5 protein-coding genes are annotated in these 24,831 nt (G+C 71.5%); 4 read left to right on the forward strand and 1 reads right to left on the reverse strand.

Annotation, left to right across the window (positions count from 1 at the left end; genetic code table 11):
• Positions 1-7 precede the first annotated feature (7 nt).
• A complete protein-coding gene (gene asnB / locus AB0P06_RS23385; protein ID WP_363610322.1) occupies positions 8-2,002 on the forward strand; it encodes an asparagine synthase (glutamine-hydrolyzing) in 1,995 nt (664 codons plus the stop codon).
• A complete protein-coding gene (locus AB0P06_RS23390; RefSeq protein WP_363610323.1) occupies positions 1,999-21,072 on the forward strand; it encodes an SDR family NAD(P)-dependent oxidoreductase in 19,074 nt (6,357 codons plus the stop codon). Before asnB ends, AB0P06_RS23390 begins: the two co-directional genes overlap by 4 nt.
• Positions 21,073-21,168: 96 nt before the next feature.
• Here AB0P06_RS23390 and AB0P06_RS23395 read toward each other — a convergent pair whose 3' ends face one another.
• A complete protein-coding gene (locus AB0P06_RS23395; RefSeq protein WP_363610325.1) occupies positions 21,169-22,257 on the reverse strand; it encodes an NADH:flavin oxidoreductase in 1,089 nt (362 codons plus the stop codon).
• Positions 22,258-22,664: 407 nt separating this feature from the next.
• Between AB0P06_RS23395 and AB0P06_RS23400 the strand changes: the two genes are divergently transcribed.
• Both AB0P06_RS23400 and AB0P06_RS23405 read left to right on the forward strand, forming a co-directional pair.
• The gene (locus tag AB0P06_RS23400; RefSeq protein WP_363610327.1) at positions 22,665-23,411 is read left to right on the forward strand and encodes an SDR family oxidoreductase; all 747 of its coding nucleotides are present in this window, start codon (positions 22,665-22,667) and stop codon (positions 23,409-23,411) included.
• Positions 23,412-23,559: 148 nt separating this feature from the next.
• Positions 23,560-24,756, forward strand: a complete 1,197-nt coding sequence (locus tag AB0P06_RS23405; protein WP_363610329.1) for a cytochrome P450 — start codon at positions 23,560-23,562, stop codon at positions 24,754-24,756.
• Positions 24,757-24,831 lie beyond the last annotated feature (75 nt).

Raw genomic sequence — 24,831 nt, forward strand, 5'->3', positions numbered from 1 at the left:
ACGGATCATGTGCGGGCTGGCTGGTTTCCTCTCGACCTCGCTGCACCCCGGTGCCACCGCCGAGGTCATCACCTCGATGCTGTCGAACATTCGCCACCGCGGGCCGGACGAGGCCGGCTACTACCTGGACGACGGCATCGCCATGGGGGCGGCGCGGCTGGCCATCGTGGATCTCCCCGATGGCTCGCAACCCATGTCCGACCCGTCACAGCGCTACTGGATCTGTTTCAACGGTGAGATCTACAACCACATCGAGCTCCGCGCGGAACTGGAACGTCTCGGCCGCCCGTTCCGCACCGACCACTCCGACACCGAAGTGGTGCTCCAGGCGTGGATCCAGTGGGGAGCGGCCTGCTTCACACGCTTCAACGGCGCCTTCGCGGTCGCCATCAGGGACGCGGCGACCGGCGAACTCGTCCTCGCCAGGGACCGCTACGGCAAACGCCCGCTGTTCTACGCCGACCACGGCGGTGACTTCCTGTTCGCGTCCGAGATGAAGGCGTTCCGCGCCTTTCCCGGATTTAGTTTCGAACTCGACCCGAGGGAGCTGGCCACCACCTACGCCGTGTGGACGCCGCTGCCCGACCGCACGCCGTTCCGGGGCATCCGCCAGCTGCCGATGGGCTCCGTGCTGACCATCGACCCGGACCGCCGCTCGCTGCGCTCCTACGAGGACCTCACCTTCGACGTGCCCGGTTTCGACGGCACCGAGGCCGAGGCGATCGACCTCGTCAGGGAGACCCTGCGCACCAGCGTGGAGCTGCGCCTGCGGACCGATGTCGAGGTCGGCGTCTACCTCAGCGGCGGTCTGGACTCCTCGGTGGTGACGAGGCTGGCCACCCAGCTCTCCCCGCACCGGGTCCGCACGTTCTCCGTGGCGTTCCAGGACAAGAACTTCGACGAGTCCGACAGCCAGCGCCTAGTCGCCGAGCACCTGGGCACCCTGCACTCCACGGTTCCCATCACCAGCGCGGACATCACCGACAACTTCCAGACCGCCGTGTACCACGCCGAGGTCCCCACCTTCCGCACCTCCTTCGTGCCGATGTTCCTGCTGTCCCGGCACGTCCGCGACGCCGGCATCAAGACGGTCCTCAGCGGCGAGGGCTCCGACGAGGCGTTCCTCGGCTACTCGCTGTTCCGCGAGACCCTGCTGCGCCGGCGGTGGAACGAGCTCCCCGAGGACGAGCGCCGCAGCGGGCTGGCCGGCCTGCACCCGGAGCTGGATCACTTCGGCCCCGCCCACCAGGCCCACCTGCTCGGCCTGTACCAGCAGTTCTCGGTGGAACGGCTGCCGGGCCTGTTCTCCCACGAGATGCGCTACCAGAACGGCAGGTTCGCGGCCCGGCTGCTCGCCGACCGCCTCGACCCGTTCGCCGACCTGCTCGACCTCGTCGCCGGGACCCCGGGCTACGCGGACATGCCCGCGGTGCACAAGGCGCAGTGGCTGGAGTACAAGACGCTGCTGCCCGGATTCCTGTTGTCCACGCAGGGAGACCGCGCCGCGCTGGCGCACAGCGTGGAGAACCGCTGCCCGTTCCTCGACCCGGCCGTGGTGCGCGCGGCCGCGTCGGTGAACCTGCGCTACGACGACGGCCGGATCGAGAAGGCCATCCTGAAGAAGGCGTTCCGCGCCGAGCTCCCGGAGTGGACCACCAGCCGACCCAAGCAGCCCTACCGCGCGCCGGGCAGCGCCGCGTTCAAGGAAAGCCGCCCGGACTACCTGGAACTGCTGCTGTCCGACCACGAGTTGGCCAGAATCGGCTGCGTGGACCAGAAGTTCGCCCGCCGCCTGGTCAACAAGATCATGTCGTCGCCGGTCGAGGAGATCAGCACCAAGGAGGATCAGACCTTCCTCTACCTGCTGACGACCGCCGTGCTCAACCAGCAGTTCGTACTGGGCGACGAGAGCAGGCCGGCCACGCCGCCGACCGCCGCGCCGAACCTGCGCGTGACCGTGGACAACCGCCGTGCCGTGCGGCGAGCGAGGGAGAGCCGATGAGTGCCGACGACATCGCGATCACCGGTCTCGCCCTGCGCTTCCCCCGCTCCGACACTCTGGTCGAGCTGTTCGACCACCTCGCGGCGGGGCGCTCGCTGATCACCGAGGTGTCCGCGGAACGGTGGTCCAAGGAACGCTACTTCGGCGATCCGCGCAGCGGTGAGGAGCGGACGAACAGCGTCTGGGCCGGGTTCGTCGAGGACGCCGACCGCTTCGACGCGGCCTTCTTCAACATCTCTCCGCGCGAGGCGGAGACGATGGACCCGCAGCAGCGGTTCGCGCTGGAGCTGGCCTGGAAGGCGATCGAGGACGCGGGATACCGGGCGGGCGAGCTCGCGGGCAGCCGCACCGGCGTGTTCATGGGCCTGTGCCACGCCGACTACGCCGAGCTCATCGAACGCGACGACGTACCGACCGACGCCTACTTCCCGACCGGCACGGCGTACTCGATCGTCGCCAACCGGCTGTCCTACTACTTCGACTTCCACGGCCCCAGCATCACCAACGACACCGCCTGCTCCAGTTCCCTGGTCTCGGTCTACGAGGCCGTCGCCGCACTGCACAACGGCGACTGCGACCTGGCGCTGGCGGGCGGCGTGAACCTGTGCTGGTCGCCGAAGCTGTTCGTCGCGTTCAGCAAGGCCGGCATGCTCTCGCCCACGGGCCGGTCGCACGCCTTCGACCAGGACGCCGACGGGTTCGTCCGCGGCGAGGGCGGCGCGGTCCTGCTGCTCAAGCCGCTGGCCAGGGCGCTGGCGGACAACGACTCCGTGTACGCGGTGATCAAGGGGGTCGGCACCAACCACGGTGGCAGGACCAACTCGCTGACCGTGACCAACCCGGCCGCGCAGGCCGCGCTGATCGAGGACGTCTACACCCGCGCCGGGGTCGCGCCCGAAACCGTGAGCTACATCGAGGCCCACGGGCCGGGCACCCCGGTCGGCGACCCGATCGAGATCGTCGGCCTCAAGCGCGCCTTCCAGAGCCTGCACGACACCAACGGGACCAGGCCGCGGCCGGACAGCACCGGCATCGGCTCGGTCAAGACCAACATCGGCCACCTGGAATCGGCCGCGGGCGTGGCGGGCGTGGTGAAGGTGATCGGCGCGATGGCCGCCGGGATCCTGCCGGCGACGGTCAACTTCCGGACCCAGAACCAGTTGATCGACCTGGACGGCAGCCCGTTCTACATCGTCGGCGACACCCGGCCGTGGCCGGGCGGCGACGGTGTACCGCGCCGGGCGGGCGTCAGTTCGTTCGGGTTCGGCGGGACCAACGCCCACGTGCTGCTTGAGGAACACGTCGGCCGGGAACACGGCGGCGAGGCGCCCGCTGCCGAGGCGCCGGGGCCGTACGTCGTCCCGCTCTCGGCGAAGAACCCGGAGCGGCTGCGTGTGCTGGCCCAGGGGCTGCTGGACCACCTGCTGGCACCGGAGAACGCGCTGCGGCCACGCCAGTCGCTGGCCGACATCGCCCACACGCTCCAGGTCGGCCGCGAGCCGATGGCGGCCCGGGTCGCGTTCGTCGTCTCGGACCGGGACCAGCTCGTCGCCGCGCTGGAGTCCGCACTGGAGTCCGCGGTGGCCGGTGAGGTGGCCGGTGAGGTGGGCAACCCCGCCGGGGCCGGCCCGGAGGTGGTGGCGGCGGTGGAAACGTGGGTGCGCGGCGGAACCGCCGACTGGCCCCGGCAGCCCGGGGCCCGTCGCGTGCGGTTGCCGACCTACCCGTTCGCCCGGGACCGGCACTGGTATGCCGCGCCGCGGACCGAGGCTCCGGGCACCGCTACGCTGCACCCGCTCGTCCACCGCAACACCTCCGACCTGGCACAACAGCGCTACACCTCCACGTTCACAGGCTCCGAGCCCTTCCTCGCCTCGCACCAGGTCCGCGGCCGGCGGGTGCTGCCCGCGGTCGCGTACCTGGAGATGGCACGGGCCGCCGTGGAGTTCGCGGCCACCCGGGACGGGTCGGTCCGGCTGCGCGAGGTCACCTGGATGCGGCCGATCGTCGTCGACGAACCGGTCGATGTCCCCATCGGACTGACGCCGCGTGGTGACTCCATCGCGTTCGAGTTCCGCCAGGGCGAGACGATCCACAGCACGGGCTCCGCCGAGATCGTCACGGTGCCGGAGCCGTCGCCACTGGACCTGGACGCCCTGCGCGCGTCCTGCCGTACCACGCGCGGCACCGAGGAGATCTACGCCCGGTTCCGCGCCCAGGGCCTGGAGTACGGGCCGGCCATGCGCGCGCTGCGCGGGGTCCGGGTCGGCCGGGACGAGGCGATCGCCCGCATCCTGGCGACCGAAACCGACGGGTGCGTGCTGCCGCCGAGTGTCCTGGACGCCGCCTTCCAGACCTCCGTGCTCCTGATGGACGAGACGGCCGGCCCGACCCTGGCCTTCGCCCTCGACGAGCTCCAGGTGTACCGGCCCTGCCCGTCCGAGACCTGGGCGTGGGTCCGGCGGAGCGGGGACTCCGGAGCGCTCGCCACGTTCGACATCGACCTGTGCGACCGCGACGGCGTGATCAGCGCCAGTCTGCGGGGGCTCGCCCAGCGCACCACCGCCGCGGGCCCGCGCGTCGTCACGGCGACCTCGCGGTGGATCGACAGGCCGCTGAACCCGGACGGTGGCTCCCGCACCGCGCACACCGTGACCCTGCCGGAGATCACTCCGGCGGATCCGGCCGACGGCATCGACGCCATGACGGATCAGGTCTTCGCCGAGGTCCAGCGGCTGCTCGCGTCCGGGCCCCGGGCCGGGCACCGGTTCGTGGTGCTGGTCGACGGCCGGACGCCGGCGCACTTCCACGAACCGCTGGCGGGCCTGTTCCGAACGGTCACGCTGGAGAACCCGCTCGTCTCGGGCCGTGTGGTCCGGGTCGCCGGCCTGGGTTCGGCCTCCCCCGCACAGGTCGCGCGGATCGTGCGGGAGGAGTGCGCCGACGACTCCGCCGACACGGAGGTCCGCTACTCCGCCGACGGCACCCGGCAGGTGCTGGAACCCGTCGAGACGCGGCTCGGCGCCGGTCCGCGGGTGCCGGAACTGCGGGCGGGCGGCGTGTACTGGGTCACCGGTGGCCTGGGTGGCATCGGCCCCGACATCGCCCGCTATCTGAGCCGTGCGGAGGCGACGGTCGTCCTGAGCGGACGATCCACCGCCGGCTCCGCCGAGTCCCTGCGCGCCGAGGGTGTCGACGCGCACTACCTGCCGGTCGACGTCGCCGACGCCGAGGACGTCCGAGCCGCGGTCGGGACGATCCTGCGGGAGCACGGTTCGCTCGACGGCGTCGTGCACGCGGCCGGTGTGCTGCGCGACCAGTACCTGCTGCGCAAGGACCTCACCGACGTCCGGCTGGTGACCGCGCCGAAGGTCCGTGGCACGCTCAACCTCGACGCCGCCACCCGCCACCTCGACCTGGACTTCTTCGTGCTGTTCTCCTCGGTCGCCGGTGTCTACGGCAACCCGGGACAGTCCGACTACTCGGCGGCCAACGCGTTCCTGGACGCGTTCGCCCGGCACCGGCAGTCGCTGGTCGACGCGGGTGAGCGCAACGGCAGGACCGTCGCCATCAGCTGGCCGCTGTGGGCCGACGGCGGCATGACGCTGGACGAGGTCACCCGCGAGTCGATGCGCCGCGAGCGCGGGTGGGAGGCCCTGCCCACCGAGGACGGGCTGCGCTCCTTCGGCCGGTCCCTGCTCGCCGACGCCCCCGCGCACATCGTCGTCGCCTACGGCGCCGAGGCCACCCTCGCCGTACAGCGCCGAACGGTACCGGCCCCCGTGGCGTCCTCCGGCGGCCTCACGGCGTCGCCCGGTGATGTCACGGCGCCCTCCGGTGGCGACGTGGCGGGCGACCTGCTGGAGCGGACCGAGGACCTGCTCAGGGGGGTCGTCGCCGAGGTCCTTCGGCACGCCCCGGAGCACATCCGGCCGACCAGCAACCTCATCGAGTACGGCATCGACTCGCTGAGCATCCTGGAGGTGACCGCCCGGCTGGAGAAGCTGTTCGGGCCGCTGTCCAAGACGATCTTCTTCGAGTACCTGAACCTCGCGGACGTGGCCGCGCACTTCGTGGAGTCGCGGCGGGAGCAGCTGGAAGCCGTGCTGGGGGCGACGGAGGGGGCCGGCACACCGGCCGCGCAGCCGGAGGCCCCGGCCACCCGGTTCGAAGACCCGGCCGGGTCCGCCGCCACCGAAGTCCGCGAACCCGGGCGCGACGACCGGCACGACATCGCGATCATCGGCGTGTCCGGGCGCTACCCCGGCGCCGACACGATGGACGAGCTGTGGGAGCTGCTGGAGAACGGCCGGCACACCTTCGAGGAGATCCCCGCCGACCGCTGGGGCCACGAGGCCGTCTACGACAGCGACCGGGCCGTGCCGGGCAAGAGCGTGATCAGGAGCGGCACCTTCCTCCGCGATCTCGACAAGTTCGATCCCCGCTACTTCCGCATCTCCAAGCGCGAGGCCGAACAGATGTCCCCGGAGGTGCGGCTGTTCCTCCAGGCCGGCGTGCAGGCGCTGGAGGACGCCGGCTACTCGCGGGAGACCATCCACCGCCGCTACCAGGGTGACGTCGGCGTGCTCGTGGGGACCATGAGCAACCACTACAACCTGTACGGCTTCCAGAACAGCCTCACCCGCGGCGCGCCGCAGAGCGGCAGCTACACCGGGACGCTCCCCAACATGCTGTCCTACTTCTACGGTCTGACCGGGCCGTCGATCTTCCTGGACACCATGTGCTCGGCCTCGTCGACGTGCGTGCACCAGGCCGTGCAGATGCTGCGGGCCGGCGAGTGCCGGATGGTGGTCGCGGGCGGCGTCAATCTGATGCTGCACCCGTACAACCTGATCACCTCGTCGGAGGAGCACTTCACCACCGGCACCTCCGATGTGATCCGCAGCTTCGGCCACGGTGTGGACGGCACCATCCTCGGTGAGGGTGTCGGCGCCGTGGTACTCAAGCCGCTGGTCGACGCCGAGCGCGACGGCGACCAGGTGTACGCCGTGATCAGGGGCACCGCCCTGTCCAACGCGGGTGCCCGCAACGGCTTCACCGTGCCGAGTCCGGGCATGCAGGCGCACGCGATCGAGAAGGCGATCAACGACGCGGGGGTCGACCCGAGGACGATCAGCTACGTCGAGGGGCACGGCTCGGGCACCGCGCTGGGCGACCCGATCGAGGTCCGCGCGCTGACGTCGGCGTACCGGAAGTACACCCCGGACAGTCAGTTCTGCGCGCTCGGGTCCGTCAAGGCCAACATGGGACACCTGCTCGCGGCGGCCGGCATGATCGGCCTGGCCAAGGTGCTGCTCCAGCTGCGGCACGGCAAGCTGGTGCCGTCCCTGCACAGCACGGAGCTCAACCCGGACATCGACTTCGCCGACACGCCGTTCCGGGTGCAGCAGTCGCTCGCCGACTGGCGGCCGGCGGTCACCGTGGTCGACGGCCGGCAGGTCACCCACCCCCGACGGGCCGGCATCACGTCGATCGGCGCCGGCGGCATGAACTCCCACATCATTCTTGAGGAGTATCCCGAACGTCCGGTGCGCCGGGAGCCGTTCGGCGAGCAGCTGTTCGTGTTCTCCGCGATGAACGAGGCCGCGCTCGGGCGCTACCTGGCCGCCTTCCGTGACCACCTCGCCGGGGTGCGGGAAGCCGACCTTCCCGACATCGCGTTCACCTTGCGGGTGGGCAAGAACGAGTTGCCCACCCGCTGGGCGTTCGTGGCGGGTGACCAGCGGTCCGCGCTGGCGGCCGTCGACAGATACCTGGCCGGCCGACGGGATCTGCCCGCCCACGAACTCGCGACGGCCTGGGTCGCCGGCCGGAGCGTCGACTGGGACCAGCTGCCGACGGCGCGCCGGGTGTCGCTGCCCGCGTACCCGTTCGAGAAGGTGCGCTGCTGGGTCGAGCAGACCGACGGCGCGCCGTCCGTGCTGGCCCCGCTGGCGCTGCGGGAGCGGCTGCACCCGTTCCTGGGGCGCAACGAATCCGATGTCCGCGGCCTGCGCTACGGCCTGGACGTCCACCTCGCCGACCTGCTCGACTACGGCTACCGCCTGGACAAGGTGCCGGCCGTCGTGTCCACCTTCGCCGTGGATCTCGCGCTGGCCACCGCCAGGGTCAGCGGGTTCGCCACGGAGGCGTCGGTCCACGACCTCCGTGTGCTGCGGCCGGTCGACTGGTCCACGGCCAAGCGGCTCGTCACGGAGTTCACCGACGGTCACGGCACCGTACGGACCGAGGACGGCTCGGCGGCCGTCGAGTTCACCGTGCGGGCCGCCACGGCACCGTCCGGCCGGGTCGATCTGAGCGGACTGCGGCGCGTCCTCACGCGGGAACGGTTCCTGGCCGAGCTGGCCGAGGGCGGGCTGGACTACAAGCCCGCGTCGTGCGCGGCCGACGGCGTGTTCCGCACGCCGGACGGTCGGACCGTGCTGGGCGTCGGCCGGCCCGGATTCCAACAGGACCATGTCCGGCGCAACGTCACCATCGAGCCGTTCGTGCTCGCCGTGATCGCCCAGGGCGTGCAGTGGGAGGCCAAGCACGCCGGGGCGCCGGACTGGACCCGGGTCGCGCTCAACCGGGTCGGGGAGATCCGGGTGCGGGCCGGTTCGCCGGTCACCCACGTGGTGTTCGGGGACGACCGGATCGTCCTGGTCGGGGGCACGGGTGAGATCGTCGGAGAGCTGAGCGGCGTGCGGCGCGGGGTCGGCGGGACAACGCCGGCTGACCGGACGGTGCCGCAGGCCGGCCCGGCCCTGATCCCGGTCGACCGGGTCCCGGTGAGCGCGAAGCCGGTCGCACCGGCCGTACCGGCCGTCGTGGACACTCTGCGGTCCATCGCCGCCGGCATCCTCAAGTTCGAGCCGGAGGAACTCGACCCGGGTACCGGCCTGGACGCGTTCGGCTTCGACTCCATCTCGCTGGTGACCTTCGCGCAGGAGATCCACGAGCGGCTCGGTGTCACGGTCAGTCCGGCGGTCTTCTTCGACGTCAGCACGCTGGAGGCGCTGGGCGCCCACCTGGCCGACGAACACGGTGCCACCGTCGAGGTCCAGCCGCAGCCACAACCACGGCCGCAGCCGGTCCGTGTCGAGTCCGATCCGCGCATGCCGGTCGCCGTCATCGGCGCGGCGGGGCGGTTCCCGGACGCCCGCAACCTGGACGAGTACTGGGCGAACCTGGTGGCGGGCAAGGACTCCGTCACCGCGTTCCCGCTGCACCGGTACGACGAGAACCACCGCAGGACCATCGAGGCCCAGGACTTCCCCAAGCGGATCGGAGCCCTGGACGACATCGACGCCTTCGACGCCGGTTTCTTCCGCATCCTGCCGCGCGAGGCCGAGCTGATGGACCCGCAGCACCGCCTCGCGCTGGAAACGGTGTGGCAGGCGCTGGAGGACAGCGCGTACCGGCCGGCCGACCTGCCGACCAGCACCGGAGTGTTCATCGGCGTCACGGGCAACGACTACGCGACGCTGCTCACCACGTTCGGCGTGCGGCCGGACGCGTTCACGTCGACCGGGACGACGCACTCGATCCTGGCCAACCGCATCTCGTACCTGCTCGATGTGCGCGGCCCGAGCGAACCGATCGACACGGCCTGCTCCAGCTCGCTGGTGGCGGTGCACCGCGCGATCGAGGCGATCCGTTCCGGCGCGTGTGACATGGCCGTCGCGGGCGGGGTGAACGTGCTGCTCAGCACGGACACGTTCGTCAGCGCGCACCGCGCGGGCATGCTCAGCCCGGACGGCCTGTGCAAGACCTTCGACGCCGGCGCGAACGGCTATGTCCGTGGCGAGGGCGTCGGGGCGGTCGTGCTCAAGCCGCTGGCCGCGGCGGAGCGCGACGGTGACGCGATCCTCGGCGTGCTCAGGGGAAGCGCGTACAACCACGGCGGCCGGGCGAACTCGCTGACCGCGCCGAACGCCGACGCCCAGGCCGAGCTCGTGACGGCCGCCGTCGGCGGCCTCGACCCGGACACCATCGGCTACATCGAGACGCACGGCACCGGCACGGCCCTCGGCGATCCGGTGGAGGTCCGCGCGCTGCGCACGGCGTTCCGCCGGCTGGGGCGCAGCGACGACGGTGCGTGCGGCCTCGGTTCGGTCAAGACCAACATCGGCCACCTGGAGTCGGCGGCGGGCATCGCCGGACTGCTGAAGGTGCTGCTCGCGCTCAAGCACGGTGTGCTGCCCGCGACTCAGCACGTCGAGCAGGTCAACCCGTACATCGAACTGGCCGGCGGTCCGTTCCACCTCGTGCGGGAGAACGAGCCCTGGCCGCGGCCCCGCAACCCTGACGGCAGCCCCGCGCCGAGGCGTGCCGGGGTGAGCAGCTTCGGGTTCGGTGGCGTCAACGCCCATGTCGTCGTCGAGGAATACGTTCCCGGCGACCTGACCGAGGAGGCCGCCGGGACGGTCGCGGTGCCGCTGTCGGCACGCACCGCGCGGCAGTTGACCGACCGCGCCCGGGATCTGCTGTCCTACCTGGAGACGTCGGACGAGGTCCCGCTGCGGTCCGTCGCGTGGAGTCTGCAGGTCGGCCGCGAGGAGATGGCGGAACGAGTCGGCTGGGTCGTCTCCTCGCGTGCCGAACTCGTCGACAGGCTGCGGGCGTTCGTCACCACCGGCGACCGTGGTGTCAGCGGGGACCCGATCGGGCGGTGGATCGGCGGTGCCACCGTCGACTGGCGCTCGTTGTCCGGCGGCGAGCCGCCCAGGCGCGCACAGCTGCCCGGATACCCCTTTGCCCGGGACCGGTTCTGGTTTCCCGGCACCACGAAGGAGACCGGCACGACGCTGCTGACTCCGCGGTGGACGCCGACGCCCGCCGCCGCGACCGGCCGGTACGACCGTCGCGTTGTCCTGCTGTGCGGGGTCGACGGGTCCGTGCCCGGGGCCATCCGCCTCGACACGGTCAAGCAGCGGCCGGAGAGCCGGTTCCGTGATCTGTCCTGGCAGGTGCTGGAGAGCATCCGTGGCCTCGGTGCCCAGGACGGCACCACCCTGGTCCAGGTGATCACGGAGAACATCGCCCTGGCCGGTCTGCTGCGGACCGTCACCAAGGAGAACCCGCGGATCGTCGGCCAGGTCATCGGTGTCGACGGTGACGGCGGTGACGGCGGTGTCGACGTGGCCGCCGTCGTGGCGGAGAACGCCGGTGCCACCGACGACCTCATCGTCTACCGCGACGGTGTCCGGCACACCCGCACCTGGGCCCCGGCCGCGCCCCGGGGAGCGGCGTCCGGCAGGCCCTGGCGAGACGGTGGCGGGTATCTGATCACGGGCGGTGCCGGTGGTATCGGTGCCCTGACGGCCCGCCGAATCGCCGCTGACGTGCGGCGGCCGACCATTGTGCTGGCCGGCCGGTCGCCGGGTGACGACCGGGTCGAGAGCCTGCTCGCCGAGCTGCGGCAGGCCGGCGCGGTCGCGCGGTACGTGCGCGCCGACGTCTCCCGCTGGGAGGAGGTGCGGCACCTCGTCGCCGAGGCGGGCGAGATCACCGGGATCGTGCATTCCGCCGGCGTGGTACGGGATTCGCTGCTCGCGGAGAAGACCGTCGAGCAGTGGGACGACGTGCTCGCGAGCAAGGTGGACGGTCTCGTGCACCTCGACCGGGCCACCGCGCACTGTCCGCTGGAGTTCGTGCTGGCGTTCTCCTCGGGCGCCGGGATCACCGGCAACCCCGGGCAGTCCGACTACGCGACCGCCAACGCCTTCCTCGACGGGTTCGCCGCCGTGCGCAACGCCCTGGTCGCGGACGGGCACCGCCGTGGGCGCACGCTGTCCGTCGCGTGGCCGCTGTGGGAGGACGGCGGCATGCGGGTCGGCGACAGCACCCGGGCGTATCTGTGGGAGGACCGGGGGCTGTCGCCGATGCCCACGGAGGCGGGGTTCACGGCGCTGACCGACGCCTGGAACGCGGGGGCGGACCAGGTGTGGGTGCACCACGGCGACCCGGAGCGGGCGCGGACGGGAACGCCGGCCCCGCCCCCGCCGCTGCCGGCGGCGACTCCCGAACCCGCCGGCGACCCGCACGTCCTCGACCACCTCGTCACCCTGTTCGCCGAGGTCACCAGGCTCGCGCCGGGCTCGGTCGACCCCGACCGCCCGCTCATCGACATCGGCCTGGACTCGGTGCTGGTCCTCCAGCTGAACCGGGAGCTGGTCAAGAGCCATCCCGATGTCTCCTCGACGATCTTCTACGAGCAGCCGACCCTGCGGGCGGTGGCCGACCAGCTCGCGGGCCGCCGGCCGGAACCGGCGCGCCGACGGCCGACCGCCACCGCCCACAAGCCGACCATCAGTACCGAGCAGCCCGTGGCCACCGCCGACGAGCCGGCCGCCACCGTCGAACAGCCGACCGTCGGCACCGACGAGCCGATCGCGATCATCGGGCTGAGCGGGCGCTACCCGGGCGCCGCCGACCCGGACCAGTTCTGGGACAACCTCAGGGCCGGCCGTGACTGCGTCCGTGAGGTGGACCGCTGGCCGCTGGACGGCTTCTTCGAACCGGACCGCAACACGGCGGTCGCCACCGGTCGCAGCTACAGCAAGTGGGGCGGCTTCCTGGACGACTTCGCGGCCTTCGACCCCAGGTTCTTCGGCATCGCCCCGCGCGACGCGTACGCCATGGACCCGCAGGAACGGCTGTTCGTGCAGGCCGCGTGGGAGGTCCTCGAGGACGCGGGCTACACGAGGGCACGCCTCGCCGACCGCCACGGCCACGGGATCGGGGTGTTCGCGGGCGTCACCAAGATCGGCCACGCCCGGCACGGCGTGGGCCGGTTGCCCTCGGGCGAGCTCGTGGTGCCCGGCCTGTCGTTCGCCTCGCTGAGTGCCCGCGCCTCCTACCTGCTCGACCTGCGCGGACCGAGCCTGACGATCGACACGATGTGCTCGGCGTCGCTGACCGCGATCCACGAGGCGTGCGAACAACTCCGGCGCGGCGCGTGCGAGGTGGCGATCGCCGGCGGCGTGAACCTCTACACGCACCCGCTGGACTACGTCGAGCTGTGCCGCTCCGGCATGCTCTCGCCCGACCGGCACTGCCGCAGCTTCGGCGCCGGCGGCCACGGGTTCGTACCCGGTGAGGGCGTCGGATGCGTGCTGCTCAAGCCGCTGTCCCGGGCGGTGGCCGACGGGGACCGCGTGCTCGCGGTGATCCGGGGCTCCGGCGTCAACCACGGCGGACGCACCACCGGCTACACCGTGCCGAGCCCGGTCGCCCAGGCCGATCTGATCCGGCGGACGCTGGACCGGGCCGGGGTCTCCGCGCGGCAGATCGGCTACGTCGAGGCGCACGGCACCGGCACCGAACTGGGCGACCCGATCGAGATCACCGGCCTGACCACGGCGTTCGAGCAGGACACCGCGGACCGGCAGTACTGCGCGATCGGCTCGGTGAAGTCGGGCATCGGCCACCTGGAGGCCGCGGCCGGGGTGGCCGGCCTGACCAAGGTCCTGCTCCAGCTCAAGCACCGGCAGCTCGTGCCGAGCCTGCACGCCGAACAGCTCAACCCGAACATCAGCTTCGAGCGGACCCCGTTCCGGGTCCAGCGCGAACTGAGCCCGTGGCACTCCGACGGCCCGCGGATCGCGGCGGTGTCCTCCTTCGGTGCCGGTGGCTCGAACGCGCACGTGATCGTCGAGGAGTATCCCGTGCAGCCCACTGACGGTGCGACAAGCGGCACCGAACAGGTCGTCGTCCTCTCGGCGAGGACTCCCGAGCAGCTCACCGCGGCCGTCGACGGGCTGGCCGGGTTCCTCGACCGCAACCCGGACACCGACCTCGCCGACCTGGCCTTCACCCTCCAGGTCGGACGGGAGGCGATGGCCGAGCGGTACGCGGTCGCGGTGTCGTCGACCGCGGAGCTGAGGACCGGCCTGCGGGCCGGCCGGGGACACCGGGGCACCGTCGGGGCTTCCGGTGGTCTGCTCGCGGAGATCACCGGCGACAGCGATCTCCAGGAGCTGCTGGTCCAGCGGTGGATCGCCGCCGGCAAGCTGTCCAGGCTCGCGGCGCTGTGGGCGTCGGGCGTCGAGGTGGACTGGGAGCGCCTGCACCGGGGGGCGCCGCGCCGGGTGGTGTCGCTGCCCACGTACCCGTTCGCGAAGGAGCGGTTCTGGATCGGTGACCTGACCCGGCCGATGCCCGCGCCGGCTGCGGCTCCGGTCGTCGAACCCGTTGTCGTGCGGCGGAGTCCGGACGCGGTGCGGCGCGGTCCGGACGAGCTCGTGCCCGCCGTCGTGCGGGAGAAGATCGCCCGCGCGCTGGCGCTGGAGGTCGCCGAGGTCGAGGGCGGGCTGGCGTTCGCCGACTACGGCCTGGACTCGATCCTGGCGATCCGTGTGGTGCACCAGCTCAACGAGGCGCTGTCGCTGGACCTGCCGACGAGCGTGGTCTTCGACTTCAGCACGGCCGACCGGCTGGCCGCGCACCTGCTCACCGAGTACAGGGACACCATCGTCCACACGGAAGGCGTCCCGGAGACGGCGCCGGCGCCGGTGCCCGTGCCGACGCCGGAAACCGTCCCGGGACCGGCCGTGGAACCCGTACCCGTGGGGATCGGGCACCGGGGACGCTCTTCCGTGGACGGGGAGCGCGGACCGATCGCGGTGATCGGCATGAGCGGCCGGTTCGCGGGCGCCGACTCGCTCGACGAACTGTGGACGCACCTGGCCGACGGCGACGACCTGGTCACCGGGACGGCCCGGTTCGACCTCGACGGCGTGAGCATCTGCACCCGGGGCGGCTTCCTCAGCCGCATCGACGAGTTCGACGCGATGTTCTTCAACATCTCCGGCACCGAGGCCGCCGTGATGGACCCGCAGCAGCGGCTGCTGCTCGAAGAGTCCTGGAAGGCGCTGGAGGACGCCGGCTACGCGGGCCGGATGGGCCGGCGGCGCTGCGGCGTCTACGTCGGGGCCTGGGCGGGCGACTACCAGGGGCTGCTCGACCGGGACGCACCGGCGCAGACCCTGTGGGGCAACATGACCTCGGTCATCCCGAGCCGGGTGTCCTACTTCCTCGACCTCAAGGGCCCGGCGATCGCCGTCGACACGTCGTGCTCCAGCTCGCTCGTGGCGATCGACCTGGCGTGCAAGGACCTCTGGTCCGGTGAGACCTCGATGGCGTTGGCGGGCGGGGTGTTCCTCCAGTCCACACCGCGGCTGTACGCGCTCGCGGACCGCGCCGGCATGCTCTCGCCGACCGGCCGCTGCCACACGTTCGACCACCGCGCCGACGGTTTCGTGCCCGGTGAGGGCGTCGGAGTCGTTGTGCTCAAACGGCTTGAGGACGCGCTGGCCGACGGCGACCACGTCCACGGCGTGATCAAGGCCAGCGGGGTCAACCAGGACGGCGCCACCAACGGCATCACCGCGCCGAGCTCGGTGTCCCAGGAGAGCCTGCTCGGCGAGGTGTACGAGCGGTTCGGTGTCGACGTGGAGCGCATCGGACTCGTCGAGGCGCACGGCACCGGCACCAGGCTCGGCGACCCCATCGAGTTCCAGGCGCTCAACCGCGCGTTCCGTGCCCGCACCGACAGGACGGAGTACTGCGCGGTCGGCTCGCTGAAGACCAACATCGGCCACACCCAGTTCGCGGCCGGCATCGCGGGCGTGCTGAAGGTGCTGCTGGCGATGAAGCACCGGCAGATCCCCGCCTCACTGCACTTCGAGACCGCCAACGAGGCGATTCCCCTTGCGGGAAGCCCGTTCTACCTGAGCACCCGTACCCACGGCTGGAATTCACCGCCCGGCGTCCCGCGCTGCGGTGTGGTGAGCTCCTTCGGCGCCAGCGGGACCAACGCGCACCTCGTGATCGAAGAGGCTCCGCCCGTTGCGCGAACCGGTGCACCGCCGGCGGAACACCCGGTGGTGCTGTCGGCCCGGAGCGAGCGGCAACTCGTCGAACAGAAGCGCCGGTTGGCGGCACACGTCCGGGCCGACGCGTCGATCGACCTCGGCGACCTCGCGTACACCCTGGCCGTCGGCAGGGAGCGGTTCGCGCACCGGTTCGCCTGCGTGGTCCGCGATCGTGACGAGCTGCTCCAGGTCCTCGACGGCACGGTCCCGGCCCGGCTGCCCGAGGACGGCCGGGTGCCGGCCCAGGGCCGGCGCATCCCGCTGCCGACCTACCCCTTCTCCCGCGACCGGCACTGGCCCGCGACCGGCGACGATCGGGTGACGCCGGCCCGTGCGGACGGCCCGCCGCGCGACCAGGTGACGCTGACCCGTGCGGACGGCCTGCTGCGCGACCATGTGGTGCAGGGCCGCCACATCCTGCCCGCGGTCGCCTGTCTCGAACTGGCGCGCAAGGCGCTGGGCGCCGTCACGGTGCGGATGCGCAATGTGACGTGGGTACAGCCGCTGGAGGTTGCGGACAGTCCGGTCGACGTACGGGTCGATGTGCGCGCGACCGGCAAGGGCGGTCACCGGTTCGAGATCGCCACCGGCCGAACCGTCTGCTGTGAAGGCGGCATCGCGCCGTCCGACGCCCCGCGCCCGCCCCGGGTCGACCTCGCCGCACTGAGCGTGGGCTGCCGGGAAACCGTCTCCGCCGACCGGATCCACGACGCCCTGGTGTCGATGGGAATCGACCACGGCCCGACCCTCCGGGCGATCCGGCAGGCCCACGTCGGCTCCGGGATCGTGCTGGCCGAACTGGTGCTGCCCGAGTCGGCGGAGCCGGGGCCGCTGACGCCCGCGATGCTGGACTCGGCGATCCAGGCGGCGGTCGCGGCCCACCTCACCGGGATGCGGGACACCGCCGTGCCGTTCGCCCTGGATCAGCTCGACCTGTTCTCCCCGTGCACGCCGACGATGTGGGCGGTGGTGCGGGGCGGCGAGTCCGGGCCGCTCAGCAAGCTGGACATCGACCTGGTCGACGCCGACGGCGAGGTCTGCGTGCGGCTGACCGGATACACCTCGCGCCGCACGGCCCGGACCGGGCCCGCGCTGTTCGCTCCCGTGTGGGACCCGATCACCGCGGTCGACGCGCACGTGCCCTCCCGTACCGACCGGGTACTGGTCGTCGGCGGGCCTTCGGCGCTCGAAACCACCCTGACCTGGCCGCTGCCGCCGTCGGCGTCCGTCGAGGAGGTGACCGCCGCGCTGCGTGGCCTCGGACCGATCGACCACCTGGTCTGGACCGCGCCCGAGACCAAACTGGAGCCCACCGACGCCGCCGGCCACGTGGCCGCCCAGAACGACGGCGTCGTCGCGGCGTTCCGCATGATCAAGGCGCTGATCGGTGCCGGGTACGACGCCCGGCCGCTGGGGATCACGCTGGTCACGGCCCGCGCGCTCGCCACCCACGCCGGCGACCCCGTCCAGCCGGCGCACGCCGGGCTGCACGGCCTGTTCGGGTCGCTGGGGCGGGAGTACCAGCAGTGGACCGTTCGCCGCGTCGACCTCGACGGCCCCGAGTGGCCCGCCGATCTCACGGCCCTGCCCGCCCGGTCGCCCGATGACGCCTGGGTCCGGCGGGCCGGCCAGTGGCTCGCCCGGCACTGGGCGCCGTGCGAGGCACCGGCGAAACCGGTGTACCGCGAAGGTGGCGTCTACGTCGTGATCGGCGGTGCCGGCGGTCTGGGCACGGCGTGGACCGAGCACGTGGTGCGGCACTTCGGCGCGCACGTCATCTGGATCGGCCGCAGCGCCCACGATTCGTCCATCGAGGAGAGGATTCGCACGGTCAAGGGGCGCGGCACGGTCCGCTACCTCAGCGCCGACGCCGGGGATCCGGCCGCGCTGCGCCGTGCCCTGACGGAGATCAAGCAGCGCCACCCGCGGGTCAACGGGGTTGTGCAGGCCGCGCTCGTGCTGCGGGACTCCACCTTCGCCAGGATGGACGAGGCCACGCTCCGCGCGGGGCTGGCGGCCAAGGTCGACGTCACGACCGCGATGGCCGAGGTCTTCGACGGCGAGCAGCTGGACTTCGCCGTGCTGCTGTCGTCGATGCAGTCCTTCACGACAGCGGCCGGCCAGGGCAACTACGCGGCCGGGTGCACCTTCAGCGACGCCTACGCACACGCGCTCGGACAGCACTGGGAGACACCGGTCAGGGTCATGAACTGGGGGTGGTGGGGCAACCTCGGGAGCGTCACGTCCGAGTTCTACCGGGAGCAGCTGAGCCGGGTCGGGCTGGTGTCGATCGAACCGCGCGAGGGGCTCGTCGCCCTGGACTCACTGCTCGGTGGGGACCAGCGGCAGCTCGCGTTCGTCAAGACCGACCAGCACAACACCCTGGCGAACTTCGATCGTGCCACCAGGGTCACCGTGCACGATCGGACGCCGTCCCGGGTTCGCGGTGAGCTGCTGATCACGTCCGACCGAGTGGACGGCCTCCTGGACGAGGTCGTGCGGTGGCGCCGGACCGAGCGGGATCCGTGGCTGGCCAGGGTTCTGGCGGCGCAGCTGGCCTCCGTCGACCACGCCACGATCCTGCCGTTGTACGCCGACTGGCTGGAGCACGCCAGGCGAGTCCTCGGGTCGTCGGCCGTCGAGCCGGTGGACGTCGTGCTCGGGCAGTGGGACCGGCGGTGCGAACTGTGGTCGGCCGACGCCGACCGCACGGCCGAGCTGCGTCTGGTCTCCGCCACGCTCAGGGCGTTGCCCTCCATCCTGACCGGCCGGACCAGGCCCACCGACGTCATGTTCCCGCGCGGTTCCGTGGAACTGGTGGAGGGTTGCTACCGGGACAACCACGTCGCCGACCTGTTCAACCGTGCCATGGCCCGTGCCGCCGTCGGCATCGTGTCGGAGCGGCTGCGCCGGGAACCCGGTGCCCGGCTGCGGATTCTGGAGATCGGTGCCGGTACCGGCGGCACCAGCGCCGGGATGTTCGCCGCGCTCGAGCCGTACCGGGAGAGCATCGAGACCTACGTCTACACGGATCTGTCCAAGGCGTTCCTCAACCACGCGCGTACCACGTACGGGCCGGACGTGCCGTACCTGGACTGCCGGCTGCTCGACATCGAACAGCCGCTGGCCGGGCAGGACATCGCCGAGGGCGGTTTCGATCTGGTGATCGCCGCCAACGTGCTGCACGCGACCAGGGACACCCGCACCACCCTGCGCAACACCAAGGCCGCCCTGCGGGCCGGCGGGTGGCTGCTGCTGAACGAGCTGTCGGCGTTCGACCTGTTCAGCCACCTGACGTTCGGGCTGCTCGAAGGCTGGTGGCTGTTCGACGACCGGTCGCTGCGGATCCCGGGCTCGCCGGCGCTGTCACCGGAGAGCTGGCGGGACGTGCTGGCCGGGGAGGGCTTCGGCACGGTCGTGTTCCCGCTGCCGCAGGCGCTGCCGCTGGGGCAGCAGGTCATCGCAGCGGAGAGTGACGGGGTGGCTCGGCAAGGGGCCGGGGTCAGGCCGGCGGGAGCCGCGCGGCAGGGAGCCGGCGTTTCGGAGCGGCCGGTGCCGGCCCGGCGACCGGAGCCCACGCCCGCCCTGGTTCCCGTGCCCCGACCCCCGGCCATGAGCCCCGAGGCCACCCCGATCCCCGTGCCCCGGCCCGCGGCCGTGAGCCCCGAGGCCGCTCCTTCCGCTTCCTCCGGGCCGGCGACGAAATCCGACCTGTCCGCGCTCATCCTGGCCAAAGCCGCCACTGTCCTGGGCATCCCGGCCGACCGGATCGACACCTCGGCCCCGCTCATCGGCTACGGCCTGGACTCCATCCTGGTCCTCCAGCTCACCAACGCCCTGCGCGAGGACTTCGGCGACGACGTCTCCTCCACCCTGCTCTTCGACATCGAATCCGTCGACGGCCTGTGCGCCCACTTCGCGGGCACGGCGGGCGAACGGTGGAACCTCTCGCGCGGTCAGCTGACCATGTACCGGGACCAGCGGCGCCGGCCGGAGTCGACCGCCTACAACCTGCCGATCCTCTTCGAGATCCACGGTGACCTGGACGAGGCGGCCCTGGAGCGGGCGATCCGCGCCCAGACGGAGATCCACCCGGTGCTGAGCGCGGTCTTCGGTGAGCGGGACGGCGTGCCGTACATGGACATCGACCCCACCAGGGCCCCGTCGTTCGACCGGGTCGACATCGCGGCCGGCTCGCGCGTCGCGCAACTGGCCAGGCTGCGGGGCCTGGTCGACGTCCCGTTCGATCTGGCGGCGGGCCCGCTGGTCCGGACACACCTGGTCTCCCTGGCCGGGCGACGACGGCTGCTGCTGATCACGGCGCACCACATCCTGCTGGACGGCACGTCGACGGCGGTCCTGATCCGCACGCTCAAGGACGCCTACCAGGGCAAGGGAAGTCCGGTCCTGGCCACCTACGGCGACTTCGTCGCCTGGGAGGAGGCGATGCTCGCCGGTCCGCGGGCACAGCAGCACCGGGACTACTGGGTCCATGAGCTGGAGGGGCCGCGTGCCACGCTCGCGCTGCCCTACGACCGTCCGTACGACCCGAAGCGGCTGCCCCGCGTGGACGTGGCGACGGTCCGGCTGCCGCCGGCGCTGGTCACCGCGCTTGCCGACAAGGCGAGGGAACACCGGGTCAGTGTCGCCACCGTGCTGTTCACGACGTACGTGCGGTTCCTGCACCAACTGACCGGGCAGCACGACCTGGTCCTGGGCATGACCACGGCCGCCCGCCACGAGGAGCGGTTCCAGGGCGTGGTCGGCCAGTTCGCGAACTGCCTGCCCATCCGCTGCACGGTCACCGACGGCTTCCCCGAACTGCTCAAATCCGTGCAGCGCAAGATGGTCGCCGGCATCGAGCACGGCGCCTACCCGTTGCGGGAGATCACCCGCGCGCTGGGAACGGACGACGAACCGCTGGTCCTGACGAACTTCCTGTTCCAGAACTTCGACGGCGCGGAACTGCTCACCAACGACTCGCCGGCCGGTCAGGGCGAGTTGGACCTGCGGCTGTTCGACGACCTGCCGTACACCGGGGAATATGTACTCTCCGCGGAATTCTATCGGGAGGGTGACGGGTACAAGATGTTCCTCAAGTACGACGCGAATGCGTTCAGTGGAGCCACCGCGCGCCGTATGACGGACGAGTGGTATTCGATCATTCAGAGTGAGCTGGGCCTGCGATAAGGGATCGTCGCGCCCCGGCGACGCCGGGCGCCGCACGGCATCCGGGCCGCGACGGTCGTCACGGCCCGGATGCCGTCGCTCGCCCGAACGTGACGGTCAGGCCAGGGTCCTGAGCACGGCCGGGTCGTAGGGGACGGTCTGGGCCAGCTCACCGCGGAGCACCTTCGCCGCCCAGTCCGGGTTGGCCAGCAGCGTCCTGCCCACGGCGACGAGGTCGAACTCGTTGCGCTCCAGACGGGCCACCAGCTCGTCGATGCCGGTCACGCCGGCCTGCCGGGTGAAGCCCTGGGCGAATTCGCCCTCCCCGTACTGCCGGTCCAGGCCGACCGAGCCGACCGTCACGGTGGCCTTGCCGCTGAGCTTGCGCACCCAGCCGGCCAGGTTGAGCTCGCTGCCGTCGAATTCGGGCAGCCAGTAGCGGCGGGTCGAGGCGTGGAACACGTCGACACCGGCGTCCGCCAGCGGGGTCAGCAGCTGCGCCAGCTCGTCCGGGCTCTCCGCGATGCGGGCCCCGTACTGGTTGACCTTCCACTGGGAGAGCCGGAAGAAGACCGGGAACCCCGGGCTGACGACCGCGCGGACGGCCTGCACGATCTCGGCGCCGAAGCGGGCGCGGGAGGCCGGGTCGCCGCCGTAGCGGTCGGTACGCCGGTTGGTGCCGCTCCACAGGAAGTCGTCGATCAGGTAGCCGTGCGCGCCGTGCAGTTCGACGCCGTCGAACCCGAGCCGCTCGGCGGCCACGGCGGCCTCCGTGAAGGCGGCCACCGTGTCGTCGATGTCCTGCTGGGTCATGGCCCTCCCCGTCGGGGCGCCGTCCAGCCCCAGCCCGGACGGGCCCTCGGCGGGCGGCTCGGTCCCGGTCCGCGCGACCCCGGTGTGCCACAGCTGCGGAATGATCCTGCCGCCGGCCTGGTGCACCCGCCGGACCACGTGGGCCCAGCCCGCCAGGGACTCCTCACCGTAGAAGTGGGGCACGTTCTCGTACGCGGCGGCGGCAGCGCGGTTGACGTAGGTGCCCTCGGTGATGATCAGCCCGACCTGGTTGGCCGCCCGGCGGGCGTAGTACTCCGCCACGTCCTGGCCCGGCACCCCGCCGGGGGACTGCATCCTGGTCATCGGGGCCATCACGATCCGGTTGGGGAGCCTGAGATCACCCACGGTGAACGGCTCGTCAAGGCTTGCCATTGTTCCTCCCGAATGGTCGGCACTACTTGGACAGACGCCCCGTGTGCGCCTTTCCCCCAACCCGACAAAGCGCTTCCAGGCTGTTCGGAAAGTTTTGTGGCCGCACGGGCAGCGCATGATTATCGCCCTTTCCGACCGCAAACGTCCAGCCGGTGGTGACGGTGACGCCGCCGGTGGATTGCCTGATGCGATCCAGTGCATCGACATAATCAGCTTGACCGTGTCAACGAGATCGCTGATAGTGGTCGTAGTGATTCCGCACCGCCATGATCAGCCGGAGCGAAACTCCCACGGCAAATCGCGACCGGAGAATTGATTTCCCCTGCTGATCCGTGTCGCGGACAGGGTTGTCGAGGCAGGAAAAGGGGGCAGAACCCAGGGTGAGCCAAAGTCGCCTTACCGCAAGGATGCCCGACGGGCTGGAAGGCAAGCGGGCCGTGGTTACCGGCGGTAGCCGCGGTATCGGCGCCGCGATCGTACAGAACCTGCTCGACGCCGGCGCCACCGTGGTGACCTCCGCCCGCAACCCGACCGAGCACACCCCGTCCGCGGCCACGTTCGTGCGGGCCGATCTCAGCACGCCGGACGGTGTGCGCGGGTTCGCGGCCGCCGCGCTGGAAGATCTCGGCGGAGTGGACATCGTCGTCAACAACGCGGGTGGCTGTCGGGCCTTTCAGAGCGCGCTGGACATTGAAAACGACTGGCAGTACACGGTGGACATCAACTTTCTGGCCGCCGTCCGGCTCAATTCCGCACTTGTGCCGTCCATGCGCGCGAACGGCGGCGGGGTCATCGTGCACCTCTCGTCCATCGCCACCATTTCGTCCTATCCGATGATCCTGCACTATGCCGCCGCCAAGTCCGCGCTCGAAACGTACAACAAGGGGCTCGCGGCCGAGTTGGCACCGCACGGCATCCGCGTCGTCGCCGTCTCTCCGGGGAACGTGATGACACCGGGGGCGGACGAGGCCCGCGAGAAGATCGTCGACTATCTCGGCAGCGAGTCCGAGGAGTGGGCCGACGAAATTCCGCTCGGGCGGATCGGCCAGTCCCAGGACATCGCCGATGCGGTCGGCTTTCTGGTCTCCCGACGCGCTTCGTGGATCACCGGCAGCAATCTCGTCATCGACGGCGGGCGGACCACGGCCCTGTGACCAGCGGCTGACACCCGACGGGATCCGGCATCGGCCGCAGACCCGCGAACTCCGAGGATCACGGACTCCGGCCGGACCAGTCACCACGTATGCCCAGTAACCACGGACGCACAGACAACCGCTTGCCAGGACGGGAAGGACGGACACGATGACCGCGACAGAGGACGGGGTGCCGGCCTATCCGTTCGGTCCGGCCGACCGGCTCGACGTGGACCCGAAGCTGGCCGAGATCTGCGGCGAACAGCCGGTGCTGCGCGTGAGCCTGCCCTACGGTGGCGACGGCTGGCTGGTCACGCGGCACGCGGACGTCAAGACGGTGCTGGCCGACCCCCGCTTCAGCCGGGCCGCCGCGGTCGGCGAGGACGTGCCCCGCACGGTCTCCGCCGGGCTGCCCAGCACCTCCATGCTGAGCATGGACCCGCCGGAACACAGCCGGCTGCGGCGCCCGGTGGCAAACGCCTTCACGCTGCGCCGTGTCGAGGCGATGCGCCCGCGCATCGAGCAGATCGTGAACGGCCTGATCGACACCATGATCGCCGCGGGACCGCCCGCCGACCTGACTCGGACGCTGACCTGGCCGCTGCCGCTCACGGTGATCTGCGAACTGCTCGGCGTGCCCGTCGCCGACCGCGACCGGTTCAGCGTCTGGGTGGACGGCCTGCTGATGCTGTCCGATCCGGCCCGGTCCGCGCGGGCCCGCGAAGACCTCAACGACTACCTCGCCGGTCTGGTCGCCCTCCGCCGTACCGCCCCCACCGACGACCTGCTCGGCGAGCTGGTCACCGTGCGGGACGAGGGGGACCGGCTCAGCGAGGAGGAGTTGGTCAGCCTCGGGGTCAGCCTGCTGTCCGCCGGTCAGGAGGCCACCGCCAACCAGCTCGGCAACTTCGTCTACACGCTGCTGACCGAGCCCGGTCTCTGGCGGGAGCTCGTCGCCGATCCCGGCCTGGTGCCCGGTGCGGTCGAGGAGCTCTCCCGGATCATCCCGATCAGCGCCTTGGCCGGCTTCACCCGTATCGCCACCGAGGACGTGGAACTGAGCGGGCGAACCGTTCGCGCCGGCGACGCCGTGGTCGCCGAACTGGCCCTGGCCAACCGGGATCCCGAGGTGTTCGACCGCCCCGAGGAGATCGACTTCCACCGCGGGAACGTCCCGCACGTCACCTTCGGGCACGGCGTGCACTACTGCCTCGGCGCGCAACTGGCCAGGACGGAGTTGCGCGTGGTGCTCGAGTCCCTGGTCCGCCGCCTGCCCGGTCTGCGCCTCGCGGTGCCGGCCGACCAGGTGTCCTGGCGGACCGAGCGCCTGATCCGCGGGGCTGCCGCGCTGCCGGTCAGCTGGTGAGGCTCTCACCGGCGGGAAGGGCCGCCGGAGGCTGTCGTCGCCCGCGTCCCCTGCCCCTCGACCAGTACCCAGTCC

It is taken from the genome of Kitasatospora sp. NPDC088351, from assembly GCF_040685575.1.
Classification (GTDB): Bacteria; Actinomycetota; Actinomycetes; order Streptomycetales; family Streptomycetaceae; genus Kitasatospora.